Annotated in this window: 19 protein-coding genes; 7 read left to right on the top strand and 12 right to left on the bottom strand. The window is 64.8% G+C overall.

Annotated elements, in window-relative coordinates; all coding sequences use genetic code 11:
* The first annotated feature begins 386 nt into the window (after positions 1 to 386).
* Positions 387 to 2975, top strand: coding sequence for an MMPL family transporter (locus AB7008_RS17255; protein WP_441259133.1), 2589 nt, complete (start codon positions 387 to 389; stop codon positions 2973 to 2975).
* Here AB7008_RS17255 and AB7008_RS17260 read toward each other — a convergent pair.
* Positions 2943 to 3599, bottom strand: coding sequence for a DUF2147 domain-containing protein (locus AB7008_RS17260; protein ID WP_028159754.1), 657 nt, complete (start codon positions 3597 to 3599; stop codon positions 2943 to 2945). The two genes, AB7008_RS17255 and AB7008_RS17260, sit on opposite strands and share 33 nt — an antisense overlap.
* A gap of 141 nt (positions 3600 to 3740) precedes the next feature.
* Between AB7008_RS17260 and hpnO the strand changes: the two genes are divergently transcribed.
* Positions 3741 to 5132 carry an aminobacteriohopanetriol synthase HpnO gene (hpnO, locus tag AB7008_RS17265; protein ID WP_014496812.1) on the top strand — a complete coding sequence of 464 codons (1392 nt, stop codon included), beginning with the start codon at positions 3741 to 3743 and terminating at the stop codon, positions 5130 to 5132.
* Between the two features lie 13 nt (positions 5133 to 5145).
* Here hpnO and AB7008_RS17270 read toward each other — a convergent pair whose 3' ends face one another.
* Both AB7008_RS17270 and AB7008_RS17275 read right to left on the bottom strand, forming a co-directional pair.
* A complete protein-coding gene (locus AB7008_RS17270; protein ID WP_248882081.1) occupies positions 5146 to 5430 on the bottom strand; it encodes a HigA family addiction module antitoxin in 285 nt (94 codons plus the stop codon).
* Between the two features lie 45 nt (positions 5431 to 5475).
* The gene (locus tag AB7008_RS17275) at positions 5476 to 6363 is read right to left on the bottom strand and encodes an AraC family transcriptional regulator (protein ID WP_304493380.1); all 888 of its coding nucleotides are present in this window, start codon (positions 6361 to 6363) and stop codon (positions 5476 to 5478) included.
* Positions 6364 to 6511: 148 nt separating this feature from the next.
* Between AB7008_RS17275 and AB7008_RS17280 the strand changes: the two genes are divergently transcribed.
* Positions 6512 to 6892: a nuclear transport factor 2 family protein gene (locus tag AB7008_RS17280; protein ID WP_304493381.1), complete on the top strand. Its 381-nt coding sequence runs from the start codon at positions 6512 to 6514 to the stop codon at positions 6890 to 6892.
* Positions 6893 to 6965: 73 nt separating this feature from the next.
* Here AB7008_RS17280 and AB7008_RS17285 read toward each other — a convergent pair whose 3' ends face one another.
* The 6 genes from AB7008_RS17285 to AB7008_RS17310 form a co-directional block, all read right to left on the bottom strand.
* A complete protein-coding gene (locus tag AB7008_RS17285; protein ID WP_441259134.1) occupies positions 6966 to 7733 on the bottom strand; it encodes an anti-sigma factor family protein in 768 nt (255 codons plus the stop codon).
* Positions 7730 to 8278, bottom strand: a complete 549-nt coding sequence (locus AB7008_RS17290; protein WP_014496807.1) for a sigma-70 family RNA polymerase sigma factor — start codon at positions 8276 to 8278, stop codon at positions 7730 to 7732. Before AB7008_RS17290 ends, AB7008_RS17285 begins: the two co-directional genes overlap by 4 nt.
* Before the next feature lie 142 nt (positions 8279 to 8420).
* On the bottom strand, positions 8421 to 8756 hold the full coding sequence (locus AB7008_RS17295) for a cupredoxin domain-containing protein (RefSeq protein WP_014496806.1): 336 nt from the start codon (positions 8754 to 8756) through the stop codon (positions 8421 to 8423).
* Between the two features lie 24 nt (positions 8757 to 8780).
* Entirely contained in the window at positions 8781 to 9722 is a 942-nt protein-coding gene (locus AB7008_RS17300; RefSeq protein WP_441259135.1) for a metallophosphoesterase family protein, read from the bottom strand.
* Positions 9723 to 9982: 260 nt separating this feature from the next.
* Entirely contained in the window at positions 9983 to 10864 is an 882-nt protein-coding gene (locus AB7008_RS17305) for an alpha/beta fold hydrolase (RefSeq protein WP_441259136.1), read from the bottom strand.
* A gap of 12 nt (positions 10865 to 10876) precedes the next feature.
* Complete coding sequence (locus tag AB7008_RS17310; RefSeq protein ID WP_441259137.1) at positions 10877 to 12496, bottom strand: GMC family oxidoreductase; 1620 nt, start codon at positions 12494 to 12496, stop codon at positions 10877 to 10879.
* A 211-nt stretch (positions 12497 to 12707) separates the two neighbouring features.
* Between AB7008_RS17310 and AB7008_RS17315 the strand changes: the two genes are divergently transcribed.
* Positions 12708 to 13880 (top strand): M20 aminoacylase family protein, encoded by a 1173-nt coding sequence (locus AB7008_RS17315; RefSeq protein WP_304493386.1) that lies wholly within the window; start codon positions 12708 to 12710, stop codon positions 13878 to 13880.
* Between the two features lie 74 nt (positions 13881 to 13954).
* On the opposite strand, the gene AB7008_RS17320 is transcribed toward AB7008_RS17315, so the two are convergent.
* The 3 genes from AB7008_RS17320 to AB7008_RS17330 form a co-directional block, all read right to left on the bottom strand.
* On the bottom strand, positions 13955 to 15583 hold the full coding sequence (locus AB7008_RS17320; protein ID WP_248882089.1) for an inorganic phosphate transporter: 1629 nt from the start codon (positions 15581 to 15583) through the stop codon (positions 13955 to 13957).
* A 108-nt stretch (positions 15584 to 15691) separates the two neighbouring features.
* Entirely contained in the window at positions 15692 to 17134 is a 1443-nt protein-coding gene (locus AB7008_RS17325; protein WP_441259138.1) for a UdgX family uracil-DNA binding protein, read from the bottom strand.
* Complete coding sequence (locus tag AB7008_RS17330) at positions 17134 to 18369, bottom strand: putative DNA modification/repair radical SAM protein (protein ID WP_085403876.1); 1236 nt, start codon at positions 18367 to 18369, stop codon at positions 17134 to 17136. The genes AB7008_RS17325 and AB7008_RS17330 overlap by 1 nt, the downstream gene beginning before the upstream one ends.
* Before the next feature lie 163 nt (positions 18370 to 18532).
* On the opposite strand from AB7008_RS17330, the gene AB7008_RS17335 reads away from it, so the two are divergent.
* From AB7008_RS17335 to AB7008_RS17345, 3 genes are read left to right on the top strand one after another with little or no spacing between them, the layout of a single operon-like run.
* Positions 18533 to 19315 carry an ImuA family protein gene (locus AB7008_RS17335; protein WP_441259139.1) on the top strand — a complete coding sequence of 261 codons (783 nt, stop codon included), beginning with the start codon at positions 18533 to 18535 and terminating at the stop codon, positions 19313 to 19315.
* Positions 19218 to 20804, top strand: coding sequence for a Y-family DNA polymerase (locus tag AB7008_RS17340; protein WP_441259140.1), 1587 nt, complete (start codon positions 19218 to 19220; stop codon positions 20802 to 20804). Before AB7008_RS17335 ends, AB7008_RS17340 begins: the two co-directional genes overlap by 98 nt.
* Positions 20801 to 24175 carry an error-prone DNA polymerase gene (locus tag AB7008_RS17345; RefSeq protein WP_304493392.1) on the top strand — a complete coding sequence of 1125 codons (3375 nt, stop codon included), beginning with the start codon at positions 20801 to 20803 and terminating at the stop codon, positions 24173 to 24175. The genes AB7008_RS17340 and AB7008_RS17345 overlap by 4 nt, the downstream gene beginning before the upstream one ends.
* Positions 24176 to 24270 lie beyond the last annotated feature (95 nt).

The following is a 24270-nucleotide window of genomic DNA, read 5'->3' on the forward strand; positions in this document are numbered from 1 at the left end:
CAATAACCGCACCATTGGTTTCGCGCACGCGGTAACCGCCCACCCTAGCTGGGCCCCGGCGCATGGAGGCACAGTACTTTGTGTCAAAAAATCGGCAAAAAGGAAAGACCGGATGAAACCCTAGTTCCGTCACCGTGCGCATCTGCGGTATTATAATGGGGAATCCGCTCTGAGCAAAATGGCGACATTTGTGCTCACCTCTTCGCCACTTTCCCGCCTCAAGTCACCGGCTATACCGACCGCCCCGCATGATTTTGCCACGGTCTGTCGCCGTTTACCTCGAACCTTCGTGCGGCGAGAACCACTCAAAACAGCAATAGGTTTCGCCGGGGAACTCCGATAAACAGCGGGCGTTTCCGGCAAGCTGTTAACCGCAGAAAGAAAAGATGCTGCAAAGCGTAGTCGTTGCCATCGTCAGGGCCTGCACCCGGTTTGCCTCCCTCGTCGTCGTTCTCGGGCTCCTGCTGGCGGTAGGGGCGGGCTATTACGCGTCCCAGCACTTCGCCATTAACACCGACATCAATTCGCTGATTGCCCAGAATTTGGACTGGCGCCAACGGGATCAGCAGTTCGACCGCGCCTTCGACCGCGATGCCACGATCACGGCGGTCGTCGAGGCGAAGACGCCGGAGATGGCGACCGCGGCTTCGGACGCGCTGTTTGCCAAGCTGAAGGACGACAAGACCAACTTCCAGTCGATGCAACAGCTTGGCACCGGCGAGTTCTTCGAGAAGAACGGCCTCTTGTTCCTGCCGACCGAGGAAGTCGCCAAGATCACCAGCCAGTTCGAGTCCGCAGCGCCCCTCGTCGAGATCATGGCGGGCGATCCCTCGATCCGCGGCCTGACCGGCGCGCTGGAGACGGGACTTGCCGGCGTCAAGCGCGGCCAGGTCAAGCTCGACAACACCGCGCGGCCCTTCAACCAGATCGCGCAGACCGTCGAGACCGTGCTCAACAAGGGCAACGCCAGCTTCTCATGGCGCGAGCTCGTCAGCGACGAGCCGCTGTCGGATTCCGACAAGCGCGCCTTCATCGAGTTCAAGCCGATCCTCGACTACAACGCGCTGGAGCCCGGCAAGGGCGCCACCGATGCGATCCGTAAGGCCGCGGCGGAACTGGATTTTCCGACCAAATACCAGGCGCGGGTGCGGCTGACCGGTCCGGTGCCGATCGCCAACGAGGAATACGCCACCGTCCAGGAGGGCGCCGTCGTCAACGGCGTCGGCACGGTCCTCGTCGTGCTGCTCATCCTGTGGCTCGCGCTGCATTCGGCGAAGATCATCTTCGCCGTGTTCATCAATCTGTTCGTCGGGCTTGCGATCACGACCGCCGCCGGTCTGATGATGGTTGGCTCGTTCAACTTGCTGTCGATCGCGTTCGCGGTGCTGTTCGTCGGCCTCGGCGTCGATTTCGGCATCCAGTACAGCGTTCGCTACCGCTCGGAGCGCTACAAGCACAACGACCTTTCGGCTGCGCTGGTGCGGGCTGCGAAACGCTCGGCGGTGCCGCTCTCGCTCGCGGCGATGGCGACCGCGGCCGGCTTCCTCTGCTTCATGCCGACCGACTACAAGGGCATCGCGGAGCTCGGCCAGATCGCCGGTGTCGGCATGCTGGTCGCGTTCCTTTCCTCGATCACCGTCCTGCCGGCAATGCTGAAGCTGCTGAACCCGCCCGGCGAGAAGGAGCCGGTCGGCTACGCGTTCCTGGCGCCGCTCGATCACTTCCTGGAGAAGCACCGTGTGCTGGTCGTCGGCGGCACGCTGCTGCTGGCGCTCGCCGGCCTGCCGCTGCTCTACTTCATGAAGTTCGATTTCAACCCGATGAACCTGCGCAACCCGCACGCGGAGTCGATCGCGACCTTCCTCGATTTGCGCAAGGATCCGAACACCGGCGCCAATGCCATCAACGTGATGACGACGTCCGAGGAGCAGGCGAGGCAGGTCGAGGCGAAGCTGGAGAAGGTTCCTGAGGTGCTGCGCGTGATGTCGCTCGACAGCTTCGTGCCGCACGACCAGCCGCCGAAGCTGAAGCTGCTCGCGCAGGGCGCCAAGGTGCTGAATCCCGCGCTCAATCCGGACCAGGTCGACGCGGCGCCGACCGACAAGGAGAACGTCGATTCGCTGAAATCCTCGGTCGACAATCTGCGCCGGACCGCGGGTGACGCGAAGGGCCCGGGTGCGGTCGCCTCGCGCCGGCTTGCGGACGCGCTCGAGAAGCTCGCCAATGGCGACGAGGCTACGCGGAACAAGGCGCAGGACGTGTTCGTCACGCCGCTGAAGATCGCGTTCGGCCAGCTCAGGAACGCGATGCAGGCCGGGCCGGTCACCCTGAACTCACTGCCGCCCGATCTCGTCAACGCCTGGAAGAGCAAGGACGGCATCATCCGCGTCGAGGCGTTGCCGAAAGGCGATCCCAACGACAACGACACGCTGCGCAAATTTGCAGCAGCGGTGCTCGTGGCCGAGCCGACCGCGATCGGTGGGCCGGTCTCGATCCTGAAATCCGGTGACACCGTGGTGAAGGCGTTCATCCACGCCGGCATCTACGCGCTGCTGGTGATCGGCCTGTTGCTTTGGATCACGCTGCGGCGGTTCGTCGACGTGCTGATGACGCTGGTGCCGCTGCTGGTCGCCGGCGCGGTCACGCTTGAAATCTGCGTGTTGATCGGCCTGCCGCTCAACTTCGCCAACATCGTCGCGTTCCCGCTGCTGCTCGGCGTCGGCGTCGCCTTCAAGATCTATTATGTCGTGGCCTGGCGCTCTGGCAGGACAAATCTGCTCCAGACCAGCTTGACGCGCGCGATCTTTTTCAGCGCGCTGACGACGGCGACCGCATTCGGCAGCCTGTGGCTGTCGAGCCACCCGGGAACATCCAGCATGGGCAAGCTGCTCGCACTCTCGCTGGTGACGACGCTTGCCGCAGTGCTGCTGTTCCAGCCGGCCCTAATGGGCAAACCCCGCAATCTCAGGGAGTAGGCAGATGTCGCCGATCGCGTCGGCGGCGTTCTTCTGACCGGGCTTGGCGGTGGTGGTGGCGGCCTTCGGGGCCGCGGGGGCAGGGGCCGGCGCTGTGGCGCTGGCGCCGGTCGTGCCGCCGCCTGTGGTGCCTTGGGCTTTCGGTGCCGCGCCGGTGGGCTTCGGCGCGCCCTTGGCCATGGCGTTGGCGGTGCTCAAAGGAATCGGCGGGGCGACGCGAGTCCAGGTCTCGCCGCCGCAGAGGAAGCCCATCACGCAGCCCTTGATTTCGAGCTGGTCGGTGCCGACGGGCGTGATGGTTGCGCTGTAGAGCTGGCCGTCCTTGGCGTTGTAGACCTGCCCTTCCCACTGATCGACGCCGGGCTTCTTCTTCATGTCGATCAGGGTCGCCATGCCCAGCGTCGGCCTGGTCTTTTTCGACGCATCCGGATTGTATTCATCGCGGCCGCCGGGCTGCTTTTCCCAGGAAACCGCGCCCCACATGCTGCCATTGCATTGGGCGACACGAATGTTGGCGACGGCGTCGGCAACCCGCCAGTCGCCGGTCGGATCGGCGGCGAGCGCCGGGGTCAGGCCGGTGAAGCCGCCAGCCAGTATTAGTCCGGTGTAAAGGGCTAAACGCATGATAGTTCCTTGGCAGTGCAACATGGTTTAAAGCTGTGCTTGCGAAGATGGTCCGAAAAAGGGCAAAAGGCCGCACAGACCGTTTTCGGTAACGGTCCCTTTTCAGTTGACGAGCCGGCCCTCAAGCGAAGTATGTAGCGGATGCACAGCCCAAATCCAGACATGTCTCAGCTATTCGCGGACCGTCAGGCCCAGCGCAGCACCCTGCATAATCGGCATCTGAACGAGCAGTTCGTTCGGGTTCTCAAGACCATCGGCTACGATGTCGGCTTCCAGAAGGGGCAGGGGCAGTACCTCTACGATCGCGAGGGGGCGCGCTATCTCGACCTGTTGTCCGGCTTTGGCGTGTTCGCGATCGGGCGCAATCACCCGGTCATGCGCGAGGCGCTCAAGAGCGTGCTCGATGCCGACCTGCCCAATCTGGTTCAGTTCGACGTCTCGGTGCTCGCCGGCGTGCTCGCCGAGCGGCTGCTGAAATACGTCCCCTATCTCGACAAGGCGTTCTTCGCCAATTCCGGGGCCGAATGCGTCGAAGCGGCGATCAAGTTCGCGCGCGGCGCCACCGGTCGTCCCGGCATCGTCTATTGCGCCCACGGCTATCATGGCCTGACCTATGGCGCGCTGTCGCTAACGGGTGATTCGAACTTCCGCACCGGCTTCGAGCCGCTGCTGCCCGGTTGCACCTCTATCCCGTTCAACGACCTCGCCGCGCTCGAAAAGGCGCTGGCCTCGCGCGAGGTTGCGGCCTTCGTCGTCGAGCCGATCCAGGGCAAGGGCGTCAACATGCCCACCGACGAGTTCCTGCCGGGCGCTGCCGCGCTCTGCAAGAAATACGGCACGCTGTTCGTCGCCGACGAGATCCAGACCGGCATGGGCCGCACCGGCCGCTTCCTGGCGGTCGAGCACTGGAACGTCGAGCCCGACATGGTGTTGCTGTCGAAGTCGCTGTCCGGCGGCCACGTGCCGGTCGGCGCCGTGCTGACGCGCAAGAGCATCTTCGACAAGATCTTCAACCAGATGGACCGCGCGGTGGTGCACGGCTCCACCTTCTCCAAGAACGATCTGGCGATGGCCGCGGGCATCGCGACGCTCGACGTCATGGAGTCCGAGAAGCTGATCGAGTCCGCCGCCAAGCGCGGCGCCGAGCTGCGCCTCGCGCTGACGCGCATGGTGCCCGGCTACGAGCTGATGAAGGAAGTGCGCGGCAAGGGCCTGATGATCGGCGTCGAGTTCGGCCCGCCGAAGTCGCTGCGGCTCCGGGCGTCCTGGAACGTGCTGGAAGCAGCCAACAAGGGCCTGTTCTGCCAGCTCATCACCGTGCCGCTGTTCAAGGACCACAAGATCCTCACGCAAGTCGCCGGTCACGGCAGCCACACCATCAAGCTGCTGCCGCCGCTCACCATCACCGAGGAAGATTGCGGCTGGATCGAGCGCGCCTTCGACGACGTCATCGCCGGCAGCCACAAGGTCCCCGGCGCGATCTGGTCGCTCGGCAAGACGCTGGTGGACAACGCGGTGCGGCGGTCGGCGTAAATTCGCCGATCGCTCAGGCCGCTTTCGGCTTGTTCACGGTCTCAATGCGGTTGAGTGCCTTGCCGAGATTGCGTCTGGCGATCTGGATGCCGTAATCATTCTGAAGATTGAGCCAAAGCTCGGCGGTCGTGCCGAGCGCCTTGGCCGGCCGAAGTGCGATGTCGGCGGTGATTCCGGTCTGCTCATTCGCGATCCGCCCGATGCGCGTGCGGGGCAGGCCGCACGTCTTGGCGAGAGCGCCGGCAGACATGTTGAGCGGAACAAGGAATTCCGCCCGCGGAACCTCGCCAGGATGCATGGGTCTGAGTTTCTTGGCCTTCTCCGACCGTCGCCAAATATACATTCACGAGCTGCCGTTTCGATAGCGTCCTGGTGATCGTCCAAACACGCGACTGAAGGCCTTCGAGAACGACGGCGCGGACTCGTAGCCCACGGCCCGTGCGATCTCGTCGATGGAGCGGCCGGTTTCACGCAGCGCTTTGGCCGCCAGGCTCATCCGCCAGCGCGTGACATAGGCGAGCGGCGGCTCTCCGACCAGTTGCGTGAAACGTCGCGCGAAGGTGGCGCGCGAGAGCAGGGCGTGATCCGCCAGGGCTGCGACCGTCCAGTCGTCCTGCGGCTGCTCATGGATGAGGCGCAAGGCGCGCACGATCACGGGATCGCTCAATGCGCCGAACCAGTTGCCGCTGCCCGCGGGCTGATTGTCCATCCACGCGCGCAACAGCAGGACCAATGCGCTGTCGAGCAGGCGCGATGCGACGATTTCGGCCTCGCTGCGGCGGCCCTGCGCTTCGACACGGAGCAACTGTAACGCCAGTCGCAACGGCTCGTTGGCCTCGACCTGCTGTGCGGTGAGGTGAACCAAGGGCGGCATGAGCGACACCATCGGATGAGGCCCGGCCTCGTCGAGCTGGTATTTCGCGCATAGCAGCCTCGTTGCATCGGACGCCGAGGCCGCCTCCGGGGCTGATGCGGCGGACAGCGCGTCACGAATGGGAACGATCGCGGCATCCGGCGGATCGCTCAGCGCATGGCCGACGCCACTCGCGACCAGGACCACATCGCCGGGTGAAAGACGAATGAGCTCGTCACGGCCCGTCAGCTTCAGCCAGCAACTGCCCGCGAGCACGACGTGAAGCGCAGAGTTCCGCTGTGGCTCGACGCCGATACCCCAGGGACGGCGCAGCAGGGCCGTGCCAAGGAATGCGCTGCCGGCGCGATACGCCGCCAACACCTCCGACCTTGCATCCATCACGTCCGCTCCCGCGTGCCGACGGTTGCTCTTTGAGACGATCGGACTGGACTTTGCAAGCCTCGCACATCGACGCCGACGCCGCGCCGGTCCAGAACGCGTGACGATTTCATGGGAGAACAAGCTGATGAGCGAAATGTTGGCCAACAAGGCCATCGTGCGCGAATTTCTGGAAACGGCGATCAACCGGGGAGATTTCGATGCGGCCGCGATCCATCTGGGTCCGCGCTACGTCCAGCATAACCCCATGATCGCGGATGGCGTCGAGGGCATTCGAAAGCACCTGTCCGAGCTGCGCCGGCAGTTTCCGGAACTGCGCGCCGAGGTCAAGCGGATCGCAGCCGATGGCGATCTCGTCATCGCGCACGTCCACGCGCAGCGCACGCCCGCGGATCCCGGTCTTGCCATCGTCGACATCTTCCGCCTCGAGGGCGGCAAGCTCGTCGAGCATTGGGAGGTGCGCCAGCCCGTGCCCGACACGGCGGTGCATGGCAACGGCATGTTCTAGATCGCTATTGCGAGCCAAGCGCCGAACTCGCGGCCCGATGACAGGGGCTGCGACGCAATGACGGGTGGATGCGTTACCCCTCAACGTTCGCCTTCATCGCCGCCTCGAACTTGTCGACGAATTCGGCGAGCTCGTCAGCGCCGATATCGCTGACGGCCCAGAAGTTCAGGCCGCGATTGCCCCAGCGGCGGCAGTTGAAGCCCTGCATGGTCTCGGTCTTCGGCGCGCGATATTCCGCGTTCGATGTCTGCGATACGAACAAATTGATCACGTGCTGCCGGCGCTTGTAGACGACGGCGCCGATGGCACGGGCGTCGATATAGTCGAGCCGGCCGCCGACCAGCGTGAAGCCTTGCGCGGTGAGATCGATCACGGGCGGGGCGACGTCGAGCTTGCCGTTGAACCACGGCTTCACGGTGTGCTGGTCGGTGGAGACCACGTCGATGAGATGGCCGGCCTGCAGCGAGCGCAGATGCGCGGAGACGACCTCCGACAGGATGCGCTGCTGGTCGTCCTGGCGCAGCACCACGGCGACGACGCCGGAGGCGGCGAGCGCGGAGACGGCGGAGCCCATCGCAAAGCCGCGCAGCACCGAGCGGCGGGTCGGTTGCCGGCGCTGCGGCTGCGGCAGTGAGGCCTCGATCCGGGTACGCAGGCTTGCCGGCGCGGCATAGCGCAAATCGGTGTCGGCGAGCACGCGCTGCATCTCGCGTTGTGCGGCAAACTCCGCAGCGCAGGCGGGGCAGCCGACAATGTGGGCTTCGACCTCGCGCGCGTGGCCGGCATCGAGCTCGTTATCGAGCAGCGCGTGAAGCAGGATTTTTGCTTCGTCGCAGGTCATCTCGAGTGCTCCTCTTCCGCCGTCCAGGCCGCGCGCAGCATGGCGCGGGCGCGGGCGAGGCGGGACATCACGGTGCCGACGGGGGCGCCGACGGCCTCGGCGATTTCACGATAGGACAGGTTGTTGATCTCCCGCAGCACGAATGTTTCCTTGAACGGTTCGGCGAGCGCGTCGATCAGCTTGCGGATGGCGCTGGCATCGCGGCTGCGCAGCACTTCGGTTTCCGGGCTCGCCTCGCTCTCCTGCCAGATCGGCGTCTGTTCGGCGGCGCCGGGCGTATCCTCGATCGCGCTGGGCCTGTGGGCGCGCCGCGCATATTCGGCGTTGCAGACGTTGCGCAGGATCGCGAACAGCCAGGGCTTCATCGCCGGCCCGCGATAGCTGTCGAAGTGCTTCAGCGCGCGCAGATAGCACTCCTGCACCGCATCCTCGGCGTCGGAGGCATCGCGCAGCAGATAGCGCGCGAGCGTGTAGACGTCGTCGAGATAGGGCAGCGCGGCTTCGCGGAAGCGCTGCGCCTTCTGCAAATCGTCGTTGGCGGGCATCGCTCCTCGCTTTGCCTCTTGTTCTGCGCGTCGCGTTGTTTCGTCCCTGTTCGTTTCGTCCCGGTGTGTGACGGAAGGCACACGAGCCCGGCCGGCGTGGGACCACCGGCCGGGCAAGACGTTGATGCCTTGGTTCGAGATGTTACTCAACCTTGATCATCCCCGTCATGTGCGGGTGCAACGAACAAAAATATTTGTAGTCGCCCGCATTGGTGAAGGTGAACGAGAACTTGTCGTCGGTGTCCAGGGCCTTGGACCTGAACTTGCCGGCCGACACCACGGTGTGGGGGATGTCGTCCCGGTTGGTCCAGGTCACGGTGGTGCCGAGCTTGATCTTCAACTCGGCCGGCTGGAAAACGAAATTGTCGATATGCACTTCCATGTCGTCGGCACGGGCCGTCGTTGCGGGCAACAGGATGGCCGCGACCAAAGCGAGACCGAAGTCGACACCGAAGTCGCGGCGATTGAGTGTTTTCATTGTCAGCTTCCGTTCAGCCCCGGATCAACCCTGCAGCGGCGTGTCGATGATCGCGAGCCGCTGCTCGTTCTGCTTGAAGTTGATGCTTGCGACGCCGAGCATGCCGCGCAGCTTTGCGTCTTCGACCTTCATCGGTCCGGGCGAGGGCGCGGACCCCGGCGCCGGCTGCGGGAACGCAGTCGAACGCGCGGTGTGGAAGGTGACGCTACCCTCGACCTTCTGCATCACCTGATGGATATGGCCGTTCAGCACGGTGACGGAGCCGAAACCTTTCACCTGTTCCAGCGCGCGGCCGCCGTCCTCGGTGCCCCAGCCCCATTCGGGATAGACCGTCCAGAGCGGGATGTGCGCGAACAGCACGATCGGCGTCGATTTCGACTTGCCGCGCAGGTCATCCTGAAGCCAGGCGAGTTGCTCGGCGCCGAGATTGCCGAGGCCGCCAGCCTTGAGGTCGACGACGTTGACGAGGCCGATGAAGTGCACGCCGCCGGCGTCGAACGAATACCAGCCTGCACCCTTGGTGCCGCGGCCGTAACGCTCGCGATAGAACTTCACCTCCTCGTCGAGGAAGTCATGCTCGCCCGGCACGTAGTGCACGTCGAGCTTGCTCTGCGAGATGATGCGGTCGGCATTGTCGAACTCGGCGGCCTTCGACAGATGCGTGATGTCGCCGGTGTGGATCATGAAGGAGGGTTTGGCCGGCATTGCGTCGATCTTGTTGACGGCTTCCTCCAGCGTGCCGAGCGCGTTGGGGTTCGCCGGCTTGTCGAAGCCGACATGGCTGTCGCTGATCTGGAGGAAGGTCATGCCGGGCGCGGCTGCCGTGGCGGCCTGCGCGGAATCGATGATGCCGAGCGAGCGCGGCACGCCGCCCGTAATGGTCCAGAGCACCCCGGTGCCGGCCCAGGTCATGCATTCCAGCACCTTGCGGCGGCTGACGCCGTCCCCGTGATCGTGTCCGCTCATCGCACGTCTCCACATCGCCCGGAATTGGGCTTCGGGGAGGTGATTGGGGGAGGGCGAGACTTATTCCCGGATGCGATGACGTTTTCGTGAGGTGGCGGATCTCGTGTCCCGGACGCGGTGCAGCGTGCAAAAGCGCGTTCCCGCGTCTTCGACGCGCTATGGCGGTGTGCTGCAGAGCCGGGACCTAAGCCACTCGGGCGGTCTGGGCCCCGGCTCTGCGCAGCAGCGTTGCACGCTGCAGCGCGTCCGGGGCACGAGATCTACTCTGCGAACTCGCGCACGGCGTCAACCACACGTTCCGGCACTTCCTGCGCCACGCAGTGCCCGGCGCCCTCAAAGACCAGCGTGCTGACGCGCGGAATCAACGACACGGCGCGTGACGCCATCTCCTTGTAGATCGGTCCCGACTTCGCGGCGGTGGTGACGCGTACCGGGCAGTCGATCTCGGTGAGCGAGACAAACGGATTGCCGCGGGCATCGCCGACATAGACTTGCTCCATCGCCTCGTAGATCGGACGCAGGATTGCGAATTCGATCTCGGGCGTGCAGCAAAGCCGAACCCGGCCATTCTCCAACGGCACGAAGCCGTGGCGCACATAGGCCCGCAGCGATGGTTCGGTCCAATCGGCAAACGCCGGCGCAGTGCGGTAGCGCTCGAACACGGTGTCGGCACTGTCGAATTCGGCCCGCCGGCGCAGCGTTCCCTGGACGCGGGTGAGCGAGTCTTCGCTCAAGCCCCCGGGCCGCGCCGCGCGCGGGTCCATCACGGTCGGCTCCATCACGAACAGGCGCGTGAAGCGTCCTGGCCGAAGTTTCGTCGCGAGCAGGAGATCGGTCGCCCCGGCGCTGTGGCCGATGCCGTAGACGTCGCACAGATCGAGCGCATCGATCACCCGGCAGACATCCTCGGCATAATCAAGGAAATGATAGGCATCGGGCTTGTGGCTCGCTCCGTGGCCGCGGCGGTCGAGCGCGTAGACGGTGTAGGTCGATGCGAGCTCGCGCGCGACCTCGTCCCAGACGTCGGCGACGAAGCCGGTGCCGTGCAGGAGCAGGGCGGGCGGCCTGCCGCTCTCGCCCCACCGCAGCATCGCGATCTGCGCGTCAGTGGGGCCGATGAAGAAGCGATATGGATTGATCATGGGGACGGGACGCTACTTCGCATCCTCCAAAATCATCGTCGCGCCTTTCTCGGCGATCATCGCGGTCGGCGTGTTGGTATTTCCGGAGGTGATGGTCGGCATGATCGACGCGTCGATAATGCGCAGGCCGCTCAGGCCGTAGAAGCGCAGCCGCTCGTCCACCACCGCCATCGGATCACTCGCCGCGCCCATCTTCGCGGTGCCGACGGGATGGAAGATGGTGGTGCCGATGTCGCCGGCGGCCTTGGCGAGCGAGGCATCGTCGTCGCCGACGGTGGGACCGGGCAGATATTCGCTCGGACGATATTTGGCGAGCGCCTTCTGCTGCATCAGGCGGCGGGTGGTGCGGATGGCGTCGGCGCCGACCTGGCGATCGTCGTCGGTCGACAAATAGTTCGGCGCGATGATCGGCTTCTCGTCCGGGCTTGCCGAGCGCAGCCGCACGGTGCCGCGCGAGGTCGGCTGCAGATTGCAGGCGCTCACCGTGATCGCGGGGAAGCGGTGCAGGGGATCGCCGAACTTGTCGAGCGACAGCGGCTGCACGTGGAACTGGATATTGGCGCGGGCGCGCGTCGCATCGGAGCGCGTGAAGATGCCGAGCTGCGACGGCGCCATGGTCAGCGGTCCGCGGCGGCGGAAGGCGTAGTCGAGCCCCATCAGGCCACGGCGGAACAGATTGTAGTAGGTCTCGTTCAGCGTGCGCACGCCCTCGACCTTGTAGATCGCGCGCTGCTGGAGGTGGTCCTGAAGGTTGCGGCCAATTCCGGGCTTGTCCATCACGATGTCGATGCCGAGCGGCGACAGCCAGTCGGCAGGCCCGATGCCGGAACGATGCAGCACCTGCACCGAGCCGATGGAGCCTGCCGAGAGGATCACTTCGCGTTTGGCACGCGCCTCGATGACCTCGCCATTCTGGATGAAGCGTACGCCGACGGCGCGGCCCTGCTCGATGATGAGCCGATCAACCAGCACGTTCTTCTCGAGCCGCAGGTTGGGACGGTTCAGTGCGGGCTTGAGGAAGCCGCGCGCCGACGACCAGCGCCGGCCGCGCTTCTGGTTGACGTGGAAATAGCTGGTGCCTTCGTTGTCACCGGTGTTGAAATCCGGGATGCGCTTGATGCCCATCTCCTCGGCGGCATCGCCGACGGCGTCGAGAACGGCCCATGACAGCCGCGGCGCCTCGATGCGCCAGCCGCCGCCGACGCCATGATGTTCGCTCGCGCCGAGGAAGTGATCTTCGAGTTTCCTGAACAGCGGCAGCACGTCGTCATAGCCCCAGCCGGTCATGCCGAGCTGGCGCCAGTGGTCGTAATCGGCGGCCTGTCCGCGCATCGAGATCATGGCGTTGATCGCCGAAGAACCACCGATCACCTTGCCGCGGGGATAGGCCAGCGAGCGGCCGTTCAGGCCCGGCTCGGCCTCGGTCTTGAACATCCAGTCCGAGCGCGGATTGCCGATCGCGAAGAGATAGCCGACCGGAATGTGGAACCAGATCCAGTTGTCGTCGCCGCCGGCTTCGAGAATGAGGACGCGATTCCCTGATACGGCCGAGAGCCGGTTGGCGATGATACAGCCGGCCGTGCCGGCTCCGACGACAATGTAGTCAAACTCACCTTCGAGGCGCCTCGGCATTCTGCTTCCACCCAAACAGGCGTCATGCCCGGGCTTGTCCGGGGCATCCACGCGCTTTCCGTCCTAATAGTCAGACGTGGATGGCCAAGACAAGCTGGTGGCAAGCCCGGCCATGACGAGAGCACAGAGGACCCTGGATCCGTGGGAGTTAGGTGGACTGGTGCTTGCATGGTAGACAGTCCTGTATTCCCAACAAGGCTTGAGACCCTCCATGCCCATCGTGAACCGCGTCGCCGACCTCCAACCCGATATTCAGGCCTGGCGCCGGGACATCCACCAGCATCCGGAACTGCTGTACGACGTCCACCGCACCGCAGCATTCGTTGCGGACCGGCTGCGCGAGTTCGGCTGCGACGAGGTCGTGACCGGCCTCGGGCAGACCGGCGTGGTCGGCGTGATCAAGGGCAGCAAGCCGGCCGGCGACGGGCTCAAGGTGATCGGCATGCGTGCCGACATGGATGCGCTGCCCGTCGACGAGCAGACCAACCTGCCTTACGCCTCCAAGACTCCGGGCAAGATGCACGCCTGTGGCCATGACGGCCACACCGCGATGCTGCTCGGTGCGGCCCGCTACCTCGCCGAGACCCGTAACTTCGCCGGCGATGCTGTGGTGATCTTCCAGCCTGCCGAGGAGGGCGGCGCCGGCGGCGCGGCCATGGTCAAGGACGGCCTCATGGAGCGTTTCGGCATCGAGCAGGTCTACGGCATGCACAACGGCCCGGGCATTCCGATCGGCTCGTTCGCGATCCGGCCGGGCCCGATCATGGCGGCGACCGACGAGGTCGACATCATGATCGAGGGCCTCGGCGGCCACGCCGCGCGTCCGCACAAATGCGTCGATTCCGTGCTGGTCGGCGCGCAGGTGATCACCGCGCTGCAGTCGATCGTCGCCCGCAGCGTCGATCCCCTGGAATCGGCCGTGATCTCGATCTGCGAATTCCACGCCGGCAATGCCCGCAACGTCATTCCGCAGACTGCGACGTTGAGGGGCACCATCCGCACGTTGTCGCCGGAGGTGCGCAAGCTGATCGAGAAGCGCGTGCACGAAGTGGTGGCGGGCGTGGCGCAGATCACCGGCGCCAAGATCGACCTGCACTACAAGCGCAACTACCCTGTCGTGAACAACCACGCCGCGGAGACCGAGGTGGCGCGGCGCATCGCCAGGAACGTTGCCGGCGAGGCCAATGTGCACGAGATGCCGCCGCTGATGGGCGGCGAGGATTTCGCCTACATGCTGGAAGCGCGGCCCGGCGCCTTCATCTTCTGCGGCAACGGCGACAGCGCCGGCCTCCATCACCCCGCCTACAATTTCAACGACGAGGCGATCGTGTTCGGCACGTCCTATTGGGTCAAGCTTGTCGAGGAATCGCTCGCGGCGTCGTAACGACGAACCCCGAAGCTCAAACGAAAAGGGCCCGTGCATCGCACGGGCCCTTTGTCTTTGAGTGGTGATCGGCTTTAGAAGATCCGCGAGAAGATCACATACAGCGTGGCCGACAGCGCGATCGCGCAGGGCAGCGTCAGCACCCAGGCCATCAGCAGGTTGCGGATGGTCGCCATCTGCAGGCCCGAGCCGTTCGCGGCCATGGTGCCGGCGACACCCGACGACAGCACGTGGGTGGTCGAGACCGGGAGGCCGAACACGTCGGCGGCGCCGATCGTGGCGGCGGCGACGAGCTCGGCCGAGGCGCCCTGCGCGTAGGTGAGATGGGTCTTGCCGATCTTCTCACCGACCGTGACGACGATGCGCTTCCATCCGACCATCGTGCCGAGGCCGAGTGCGATTGCCACCGCGACCTTCACCCAGAGCGGGATGAACTTGGTGGCGCTATCGAGCCCGCCCTTGTAGGCGTTCAAGGTCGCGACCTCTTCCTTGTTGAGGTCGTTTTCCTTGTCCTTCATCAGGAAGCGGATCGCTTCCGAGGTCAGGTACATGTCGTTACGGGTGTTGCCGACCACTTCCGCCGGTACCTTGTTGAGCGAGCCGTACTTCGCGACCTGGTCGCCGACATCCTTCACCAGCACCGACAGCGAGGGGTAAGTGCCTTCGCTGATGTGGTGCGAGGTGATGTACTGCGTCACCGCAGGACGGGGATCGCCGATGATCGAGTGACCAGCGCCCTTGGCCGCGATCACCTTGGAGGCGGCCTCCGAGACCTTCTGGAACTGGGCGACCTGGCTCTCCGGCAGCGTGCGGTTGAGCGCGTAGGCCGTCGGCACGGTGCCGATCAGGATGAGCATGATCAGGCCCATGCCCTTCTGGCCGTCGTTCGAGCCGTGGGCGAAGCTGACGCCGGTGCAGGTCGCGATCAGCAGGCCGCGGATCCAGAGCGGCGGCGCCTTGTTGCCTTCAGGCGCGGCATAGAGCGCCGGATTGCGCACGATGAACTTGAGCAGCAGCAGCAGCACGGCGGCGCAGATGAAGCCGAACAGCGGCGACAGCAGGAGCGCGTAGCCGATCTCGGTGGCCTTGCTCCAGTCGACGCCCGAGGTGCCGTCGCGGCCGCGCATCACGGCGTTGGCAATGCCGACGCCGATGATCGAGCCGATCAGCGTGTGCGAGGAGGAGGCGGGCAGGCCGAAATACCAGGTACCGAGGTTCCAGATGATCGCGGCGATCAAGAGTGCGAACACCATGGCGAAGCCGGCGCTGGAGCCGACCTGGAGGATCAGCTCGACCGGCAGCAGCGAGACGATGCCGAAGGCGACCGCACCGGAGGACAGCAGCACGCCGAGGAAGTTGAAGAAGCCCGACCACATCACCGCGAATTCGGCCGGCAGCGAATGAGTGTAGATCACGGTCGCCACCGCGTTGGCGGTGTCGTGGAAGCCGTTGACGAATTCGAAGCCGAGCGCGATCAGCAGCGCGACGAACAGGAGGATGTAGGGCACGAAGGTCGTCACTTTCGTGCCGGTCGCGTTGACGTCGACATAGATGCTGTAGGCAACGAACAGCAGGCCTGCGGCAAGGATGCCGAAGAACAGGATCATCGTGAGCGGGTTAAAACCCTTGTCGAGATTGGGCCTGGAGGCCGGCTGGACAGGCGTCGGATCGCCTACCGCACGGTCGAATGCAACATCTGTCATTTTTGGACGCCCCTTAACTGAATTGAAAGGGCTATTGTCCGCGATGGATTTGAAGGCTGGATGACAGCTGCGTCGTAAAGTCGCTTTCCCTCCAGTATTTGCCAGTATTTAGGCGGCGCGCCGGGCTTTCTTCTGCAAGCCGGCGGCAATCTTCAGGTCTTCGACAAAGCGCTGATATTCCAGCACCTTCGTTTCCGGATCAGGCAGCCGCAGCAGATAGGACGGATGCACCGTCACCAGTGCCTTGCGCCCCTCGGGCAGATCTATGAGCCGGCCACGGGTCTTGCCGATCGGGGTGATCTTGCCGAACACGCTCTGCGCGGCGGTGGCGCCCATCGCCACGATGAGCTCGGGCTGGATTGCCGAAACTTCCCGCTCGTACCATTGCCGGCACGCCCGGATCTCCGGCGTCGCCGGCTTCTGGTGCAGACGGATCTTTCCGCGCGGCACGAATTTGAAGTGCTTCACCGCGTTGGTGACATAGACCTTGTTGCGGTCGACGCCGGCTTCCTGAAGCGCACGGTCTAGCATCTGGCCGGCCGGGCCGACGAAGGGGTGGCCGGCGAGGTCTTCCTTGTCGCCGGGCTGCTCGCCGACCAGCATGATGGTGGCGTCTTTCGGGCCCTCGCCGAACACGGTCTGCGTCGCGTCCTTGTAGAGCGGGCAGGCGCGGCAATGGGCGGCCTCCTCGCGGAGCGCTTCGAGATCGTCGGCAGCCAGCTTGCGTGGCATCGGAGCCTCCGGCCGCTTCTGGGGCTTGTGCGGATCGGTTGCGGCATTGGCGATCATGGCGCCGGTCATGCGCTCGGCGTCCTCGATCAAGGGCTTAATGATCGACGCCTCGGGCAGGTTCCTCCAGTATTTCTTCGGCATCTCCGTCTGCATCGCCTTCACCTTCAGCCGAGCCGGGTTGAAGATGCTGGCGTAGTAGCGCCGCCAGGTTTCCTCCAGCCGGTCTTCGCCGGGTGCTTCGCTCTTGCTCACGCCCGACGTGAACGAGAGCGCGTGGCCGTCCCAATGCGCACACAGATCGGGTGTCAGGATCGACCAGGGCATGTCGGCGAAGCGCTTTGCGAAGAACGGCGCGGCAAGCTCGACGATGTGATGCTCCGGCTCGAACCAGGCGACGTAATGCGCCGCGCGTTCGCGGCCGATCTCGCGGAAGCGCACGAAGGCATGCATCTTGTGCTCGTCGCGATGGACTGCTCTTGCCATGGCGGTGACTTGCGCGACATCGGGATCGGTCGCGACCTCGATGAGATCGTGATTGTCTTTCAAGCGCCAGAGCAGGCGATAGAGGATCGCGAAGCGCTCGGGATCGCGATGCAGGATCGCGGCCTTGGCGAGATCGATGAATTTTGCCGACACATTGAAGGTGCCGTCGTTCACCTCAAGTATCGGAGACGGCGCGGGCGGTGCGAACAACTCGGCTTCGCCGCCCTGCACGGCCCAGGTGATATCGCGCGGCTCCACGTGATGCAGCACGAGCGACCGCGCGGCTTTGCGCCAGCCGTCGAAATCGGTTTCGGTGTCGAGGGTGATGTACTGCATCAGAAGCCAAACCCCAGTTGTGTTGCCTTCGGCTTGAACCGCTCGATCAGCCGCGCCTCGTCGAGGCGATGCGGGGCGGGGCGGTGATCGCTGAGGACGATGAATGGCAGCGCCTTGTTGCGGGGCACGTGCAGCCGCGCGAGATCGGAGAGGCGGATCGTGGTGGTGCGCCGTGTCGCGATGATGCGTTCGACCGCCTTGGTGCCGAAGCCGGGCACGCGCAGCAGCTCCTCGCGGCTGGCGCGGTTGACGTCGAGCGGGAAGCGGTCGCGATGGCGCAGCGCCCAGGCGAGCTTCGGATCGATGTCGAGTGGCAGCATCGCGCTGTCGTCAACGATCTCCGCAACGTCGAAACCGTAGAACCGCATCAGCCAGTCGGCCTGGTAGAGCCGGTGCTCGCGCAGCAGCGGCGGCTGTACCAGAGGCAAAGCGCGGCTGGCATCGGGGATCGGGCTGAAGGCGGAGTAGTAGACGCGCCGCAGCCTGTAGGAGCCATAGAGATTGGAGCTGGTGTGGAGAATGGTGTGATCGGAGGCCGCGTCGGCGCCGACGATCATCTGCGTGCTCTGACCGGCGGGCGCGAAGCGCTGCGGCCTCGCCTTCGTCTTTGTGCTGCGGTTTTCCTCGGCCTCGTCGAGCTTCAGCCGCAGCCGGCCCATGGTGCGGCGGATCGCACGCACATCCTTCTCCGGTGCGTATTGCTGCAGGCTCGTCTCCTCAGGCATCTCGATGTTGATGGAGAGGCGATCTGCATATTTGCCGGCTTCGGCGATCAGCGCGTCGTCGGCCTCGGGAATGGTCTTGAGATGGATGTAGCCGCGGAAGTGGTGCTCCTCGCGCAGTTTGCGCGCGACGCTGACCACCTGCTCCATGGTGTAGTCGGGGCTGCGGATGATGCCGGAGGAGAGGAACAGTCCCTCGATGTAATTGCGCCGGTAGAAGTCGAGCGTGAGCTTGACCACTTCGTCGATGGTGAAGCGGGCACGCGGCACGTTGGAAGAGGCGCGGTTGACGCAATAAAGGCAGTCGTAATTGCAGGCATTGGTCAGGAGCACTTTGAGCAGCGAGATACAGCGTCCGTCCGGCGCGTAGGAATGGCAGATGCCCATGCCCGGCGCGGTCGAGCCCATGCCCTTGCCATCGCTGGAATCCCGCTTCTCGGTGCCGCTGGAGGCGCACGACGCGTCGTATTTGGCGGCATCGGCTAGAATCTCCAGCTTGCGTTGTACGTCCATCGTGGAATCCCTTTGATTCAGCTTACGAATCCGGATGAGCACCAATTCGATTGACTCCCCGGCCGCTGTTAGCTTTATATTAGAACATATCATGAACAAATGAGCCAGCCGCAGGTTCTTATTTTTGAGAACTTCGGCAATCACCTCTGAAGGAGCGGCGTATATGAGCGGCGCACGGATGAACGCGCTTGCGACCTTGCGCGGCCAGATCGAGCGCATCGAGACGGCGGAGGTCGTGCATCAGCACGATCGCGTCGCGCTCGGCCACGGCGAGGTCGACAGCGCGCTGAAGGGCGGGCTCGCGCGCGCGGTGATCCATGAGGTGTTCTGCGAGGGCCGGCAGGGAACCGCCGCGACGGGTTTTGTCATGGGGCTTGCGGGGCGTGTCTCGCGGCGCCGGCCGCTGCTGTGGGTGCGGCAGGATTTTTCGGAACTCGAGACCGGCGCGCTGTCGATGAGCGGGCTTGCCGAAATCGGTCTCGATCCGCGCCGCGTGGTGATGGTGCGCGCCGCCGATGTCGAGAGCGCGCTGCGCACCTCGGCCGATGCGCTCGCCTGCGATGCGCTGGGCGCCGTCGTGCTCGAGCTCTGGGGCGATGTCAGGCAGTTCGATCTGGTGGCGAGCCGCAAGCTGACGCTGGCCGCGCAATCGTCTGGTGTCACCGGCCTGATGCTGCGGATGGCCGCGCAGCCGCTGCCCTCGACCGCCGAGACGCGATGGATGTTGCGCGCCGCGCATTCGCCGCCAGGTGCAGCATGGAGTGCCTGGGGCGCGCCGCGCTTCGATGCGGAGCTCTTGCGCAATCGTCATGGCCCGTGCGGCCGGTGGATCATGGAATGGAAATGTGATGAGTGCCAGTTCTCTGAACCGTCGACGTATCCTCAGCCTGTGGCTGCCGCGCCTGCCCATCGATCGGATTCAGCGGTTCTTCGGCGCGCTGGGTAAGGCCAATGATCCGAGCATCGTTGTTATCAAGGACAACAATGCGCTGGTGATCCATGCGCTGGACGAGGCCGCCGAGCGCCTCGGCTTGTATATCGGCCAGCCGCTCGCGAATGCGAGGGCGATGTGTCCGGACTTGAAAGTGTTCGACGCCGATGTCGTGGCCGATGCGAAGACGCTCAGCGACGTCGCCGACTGGTGCGACCGCTTCACGCCGCTGGTGGCGCTCGACCCGCCGCACGGGCTGTTTCTTGACATCACCGGCTGCGCGCATCTGTTCGGCGGCGAGGCTGCGTTGTTGCAGACCTTCGTCCGCGCGCTCGCCCGTCAGGGTTTTGCCGTCAGCGCGGCGATCGCCGGCACCTCGGTCTGCGCGCGCACGCTGACGCGGCAGGCCTCAGGCACCATCGTCGCCGATGGCGGGGAGGCGGCGGCGATCAGCCGGCTGCCGGTGTCCGCGCTCGGTGCGGGCGAGGCCATCACCACTGGTCTGCGCCGCGCCGGCCTGAAAACCATCGGCGATGTCGCCTCGCGCGAGCCGCATGAGATCACGGCGCGGTTCGGCGCGCGGTTCTCCACGCTGCTCGCGCATGCGCAGGGACATGGCGATGCCCCGATCAATCCGCGCAAACCGCTGCCGGATTACATCGTGGAGAAGCGCTTTGCCGAACCGATCGCCACCGACACCATGATCGCGATGACGCTGTCGCGGCTCGCCGACACGCTGATCGCGTCGATGGAGAAGCAGGGCAAGGGCGCGCGGCGCCTGGAAGCCGCCTTCTTTCGTACCGACGGCGCGGTGCGCGCGATCATGGTCGAGACCGGGCGGCCGGTGACGCAAAGCAAAGTCATCGACCGGCTGTTTCGCGAACGCCTCGATGCACTCGCCGATCCGCTGGATCCCGGCTTCGGCTTCGACATGGTGCGGCTGTCGGCGAGCCGCACCGAGATCGTTGTGCAGGAGCAGCGGGATCTCGATGCCCACGTTCACGACAATGACGAGCTCGCCGCGCTGATCGACCGCATCGCCGCGCGCATCGGCGGAAAGCGCGTCGTCGTGCATTTGCCTGAGGATACCCATATCCCGGAATGTGCGGTGCTGGCCGTGCCGGCCCAGCACCATCTCACCGTGGCCATGCAGGCCGAATGGCCGGCGCGCACCGAGAGCGAGCCGCCGCTGCGCCCCCTGCGGTTGTTCGACAGACCGGAGCCGATCAAGGTGCCGTTCGCGACCGTGCCCGACGGCCCGCCGCATCAATTCACCTGGCGCCGCGCGCTGCATGCGGTGGTGCGGGTGGAAGGGCCCGAGCGCATCGCGATGGAATGGTGGCGGCAGGACGGCAAGCAATTGACGCGGGATTATTTCCGCATCGAGGATGCCGAAGGCCTGCGCTTCTGGATCTTTCGCGACGGTCTTTACGAAGGAGAGGTGTTCGACGACGAAGGCAAACCCATTCCCCCCAACTGGTATGTGCACGGTCTCTTCGCATGACCACGCCCGCTTATGCCGAGATCGGCATCACCACCAACTTCTCCTTCCTGCGCGGCGGCTCGGATCCGCGCGCCTATGTGCATCAGGCGAGCATCCTCGGCATTCCCGTGATCGGCATTGCCGACCACAACACGCTCGCCGGCGTGGTGCGCGCCTACAAGGAGCTCGACAGTGACAAGGTGCTGCACAAGCCGAAATTGCTGATCGGCGCGCGCATCGTCTTCATCGACGGCACGCCCGACATTTTGGTCTATCCGCGCGACCGCGCCGCCTATGGCCGGCTGTGCCAGCTCCTCACCAGGGGCAAGCGCGGCGACGACATCACGCGGATCGAGAAGGGCGAGTGCCGTCTCACCTTCGGTGATCTTCTTGAGTTTGCGGAAGGCCAGCTCCTGACCCTGACGCTGCCGCATCGGTTTGAGCCCGCGCAGGCGCTGGATGTTCTTGCAAAGCTTAAGGACAGCCGCGCCGAGGGCGTGTGGCTGGCGGCAAGCCTGGTCTATCGCGGCGACGACCGCCGCCGCCTGGCGCGGCTCGATGATCTCGCTGCCAAAGCAAACGTGCCGCTGCTCGCGACCAACGAGGTGCTCTATCACGATCCCGGCCGCCGTCCGCTTCAGGACGTGCTGACCTGCATCCGGGAAAAAACCACGATCGAGGCGGTCGGACGGAAGCTCGAAGCCAATGCCGAGCGCTTCCTGAAGACGCCACGCGAAATGTCGCGGCTGTTCCGCGACTTTCCCAAGGCGATCGCGGAGACCATGCGCTTTGCGGGCAAGATCGATTTCACGCTCGACCAGCTCAAATACCAGTATCCGGACGAGCCGGTGCCGCGAGGCAAGACCGCACAAGGACATCTGGAAGATCTGACCTGGGCGGGCGTCGACAAATATTTCGGCGGCAAGATCGATGACAAGCTGCGCGCGACCCTGAAGAAGGAGCTCGCGCTGATCGCCGAGCTGAAATATGCGCATTACTTCCTCACCGTGCACGACATCGTGCACTACGCACGCAGCCAGAACATCCTGTGCCAGGGGCGGGGATCGGCGGCGAACTCGGCCGTCTGCTACGTGCTCGGCATCACCTCGGTCGACCCGACCAAGGTCGATCTGCTGTTCGAGCGCTTCATCTCCAAGGAGCGGCTGGAGCCGCCTGACATCGACGTCGATTTCGAGCATTCGCGGCGCGAGGAGGTGATGCAATATGTCTATCGCCGCTACGGCCGCCACCGTGCTGCGATCATCGCCACGATCATCCATTACCGCCCGCGCAGCGCCATCCGCGACGTCGGCAAGGCGCTGGGCCTGACCGAGGACGTCACCGCCGCGCTCGCCGACACCGTGTGGGGAAGCTGGGGCAAGGGCCTCAACGACATGCAGGTCAGGCAGGCCGGGCTCGATCCCAGCAATCCCATGATCAACCTCGCGGTCGAGCTTGCGACCGAGCTGATCGAATTCCCGCGCCATCTCTCCCAGCATGTCGGCGGCTATGTGCTGACGCAGGACCGGCTCGACACCTATGTGCCGATCGGCAACGCCGCGATGGACGACCGCACCTTCATCGAATGGGACAAGGACGACGTCGATGCGCTCAACATGATGAAGGTCGACGTGCTCGCACTGGGCATGCTGACCTGCATCCGGAAATGTTTTGATTTGATCGACCACCACAAAGGCAAGCGCTGGGTGCTGGCGAGTGTCCCTCAGGACGATCCCAAGGTTTACGACATGCTGTGTGCCGGGGAATCCCTCGGCGTGTTCCAGGTCGAGAGCCGCGCACAGATGAACATGCTGCCGCGCCTGAAGCCGCGGACCTTCTACGATCTCGTCATCGAAGTCGCGATCGTGCGCCCCGGGCCGATCCAGGGCGACATGGTGCACCCATATCTGCGACGGCGAAACCGTCTGGAAAAAGTGAGCTATCCGTCTCCGTCGCCGGACCATGGCGACAAGGACGAGCTTTACAATGTGCTGCACAAAACGCTGGGCGTGCCTTTGTTCCAGGAACAGGCGATGCGCATCGCGATCGAGGCGGCGAAATTCACCTCCGAGGAGGCTAACGGCCTGCGCCGCTCGATGGCGACTTTCCGCAATGTCGGCACCATCGGCCAATACGAGGAGAAGCTGATCGGCAACATGGTCGCGCGCGGCTACGATGCCAACTTCGCCAGAAGCTGCTTTGACCAGATCAAGGGCTTTGGCTCCTACGGTTTTCCGGAGAGTCATGCCGCGAGCTTCGCGCAGCTCGTCTACATCTCGTCATGGCTGAAATATCATCACCCCGATGCGTTCTGTTGCGGCCTGCTGAACTCGCAGCCGATGGGCTTTTACGCGCCGGCGCAGATCGTCGGCGACGCCCGCAAGAACGGCGTCGAGGTGCGCGACATCGACGTATCCTACAGCTTTGCGCAAAACACGTTGGAGAATACCGACGGCAAATACTGCGCCGTGCGCCTGGGCTTCCGTCAGATCGACGGCTTTCACTGGCTCGATCCCGATGAGGAATTGCTCAAAGAGGCGCAGGCGAAACGGCAAGGCAAGGTATACGTCACTCAGAAAGACTGGGCCGACCTGATCATCGCCGCCCGCAACAGCGGTCCGTTCACCTCGCTCGAGGACTTCGCCCGCGACACCGGGCTGCCCAAGCGTGCGCTGATCCTGCTCGCGGATGCCGACGCCTTCCGCTCGCTCGGCCTCGACCGCCGCGAGGCGCTGTGGCAGGTGCGGCGGCTGCCCGACGACGTGCCGCTGCCGCTGTTCGAGGCCGCGACCGCGCGCGAGCAGCCGGACGAGCATGCAAAACCATTGCCTGAGATGCCGCGGGCCGAGCAGGTGGTCGCGGACTACCAGACCATCCGGCTATCGCTGAAGGGCCATCCGATGGAGTTTTTGCGCGAGATGTTTTCGCGCGAGCGTGTCGTGGCCTGCAGGGACATCAGCCATGAGAACGAGCGGCGCCGCGTCCGCTGCGCCGGCGTGGTGCTGGTCCGGCAGCGGCCGGGCAGCGCCAGCGGCGTCGTGTTCATGACGCTGGAGGACGAGACCGGCATCGCCAATGTCGTGGTGTGGCCCAAGGTCATGGAGCAGTACCGCAAGGAGGTGATGGGCGCGCGCCTCATCCTGGTCGAGGGCTATATCCAGAGCAGCCCCGAAAAGGTGACGCATCTCATCGCCCAGCGCATGGTCGACCGCTCGCACGATCTGGTCGGCCTCGCCAACGACGCGCTGAGCCGCAAGCATCCGGTGCCGGCAGGCGCCGACCTGATCGAGCCGCTCAACGACGATCCCCGCGCCCAGGCGGACATGCCGGCGCAAAAAATCCGCCACCCCCGCAACGTCCGCATCCTGCCGCCGTCGCGGGACTTTCATTGAGGCTTGTTCAACGCACGCAAATCTTTCACCGTCACCCTGAGGTGGCCGCTTCAGCGGCCCTCGAAGGGCGACGGCCCGGCTGCATCGGGGCCGTG

This window comes from Bradyrhizobium sp. 521_C7_N1_3, from assembly GCF_052075975.1.
Classification (GTDB): domain Bacteria; phylum Pseudomonadota; class Alphaproteobacteria; order Rhizobiales; family Xanthobacteraceae; genus Bradyrhizobium; species Bradyrhizobium japonicum.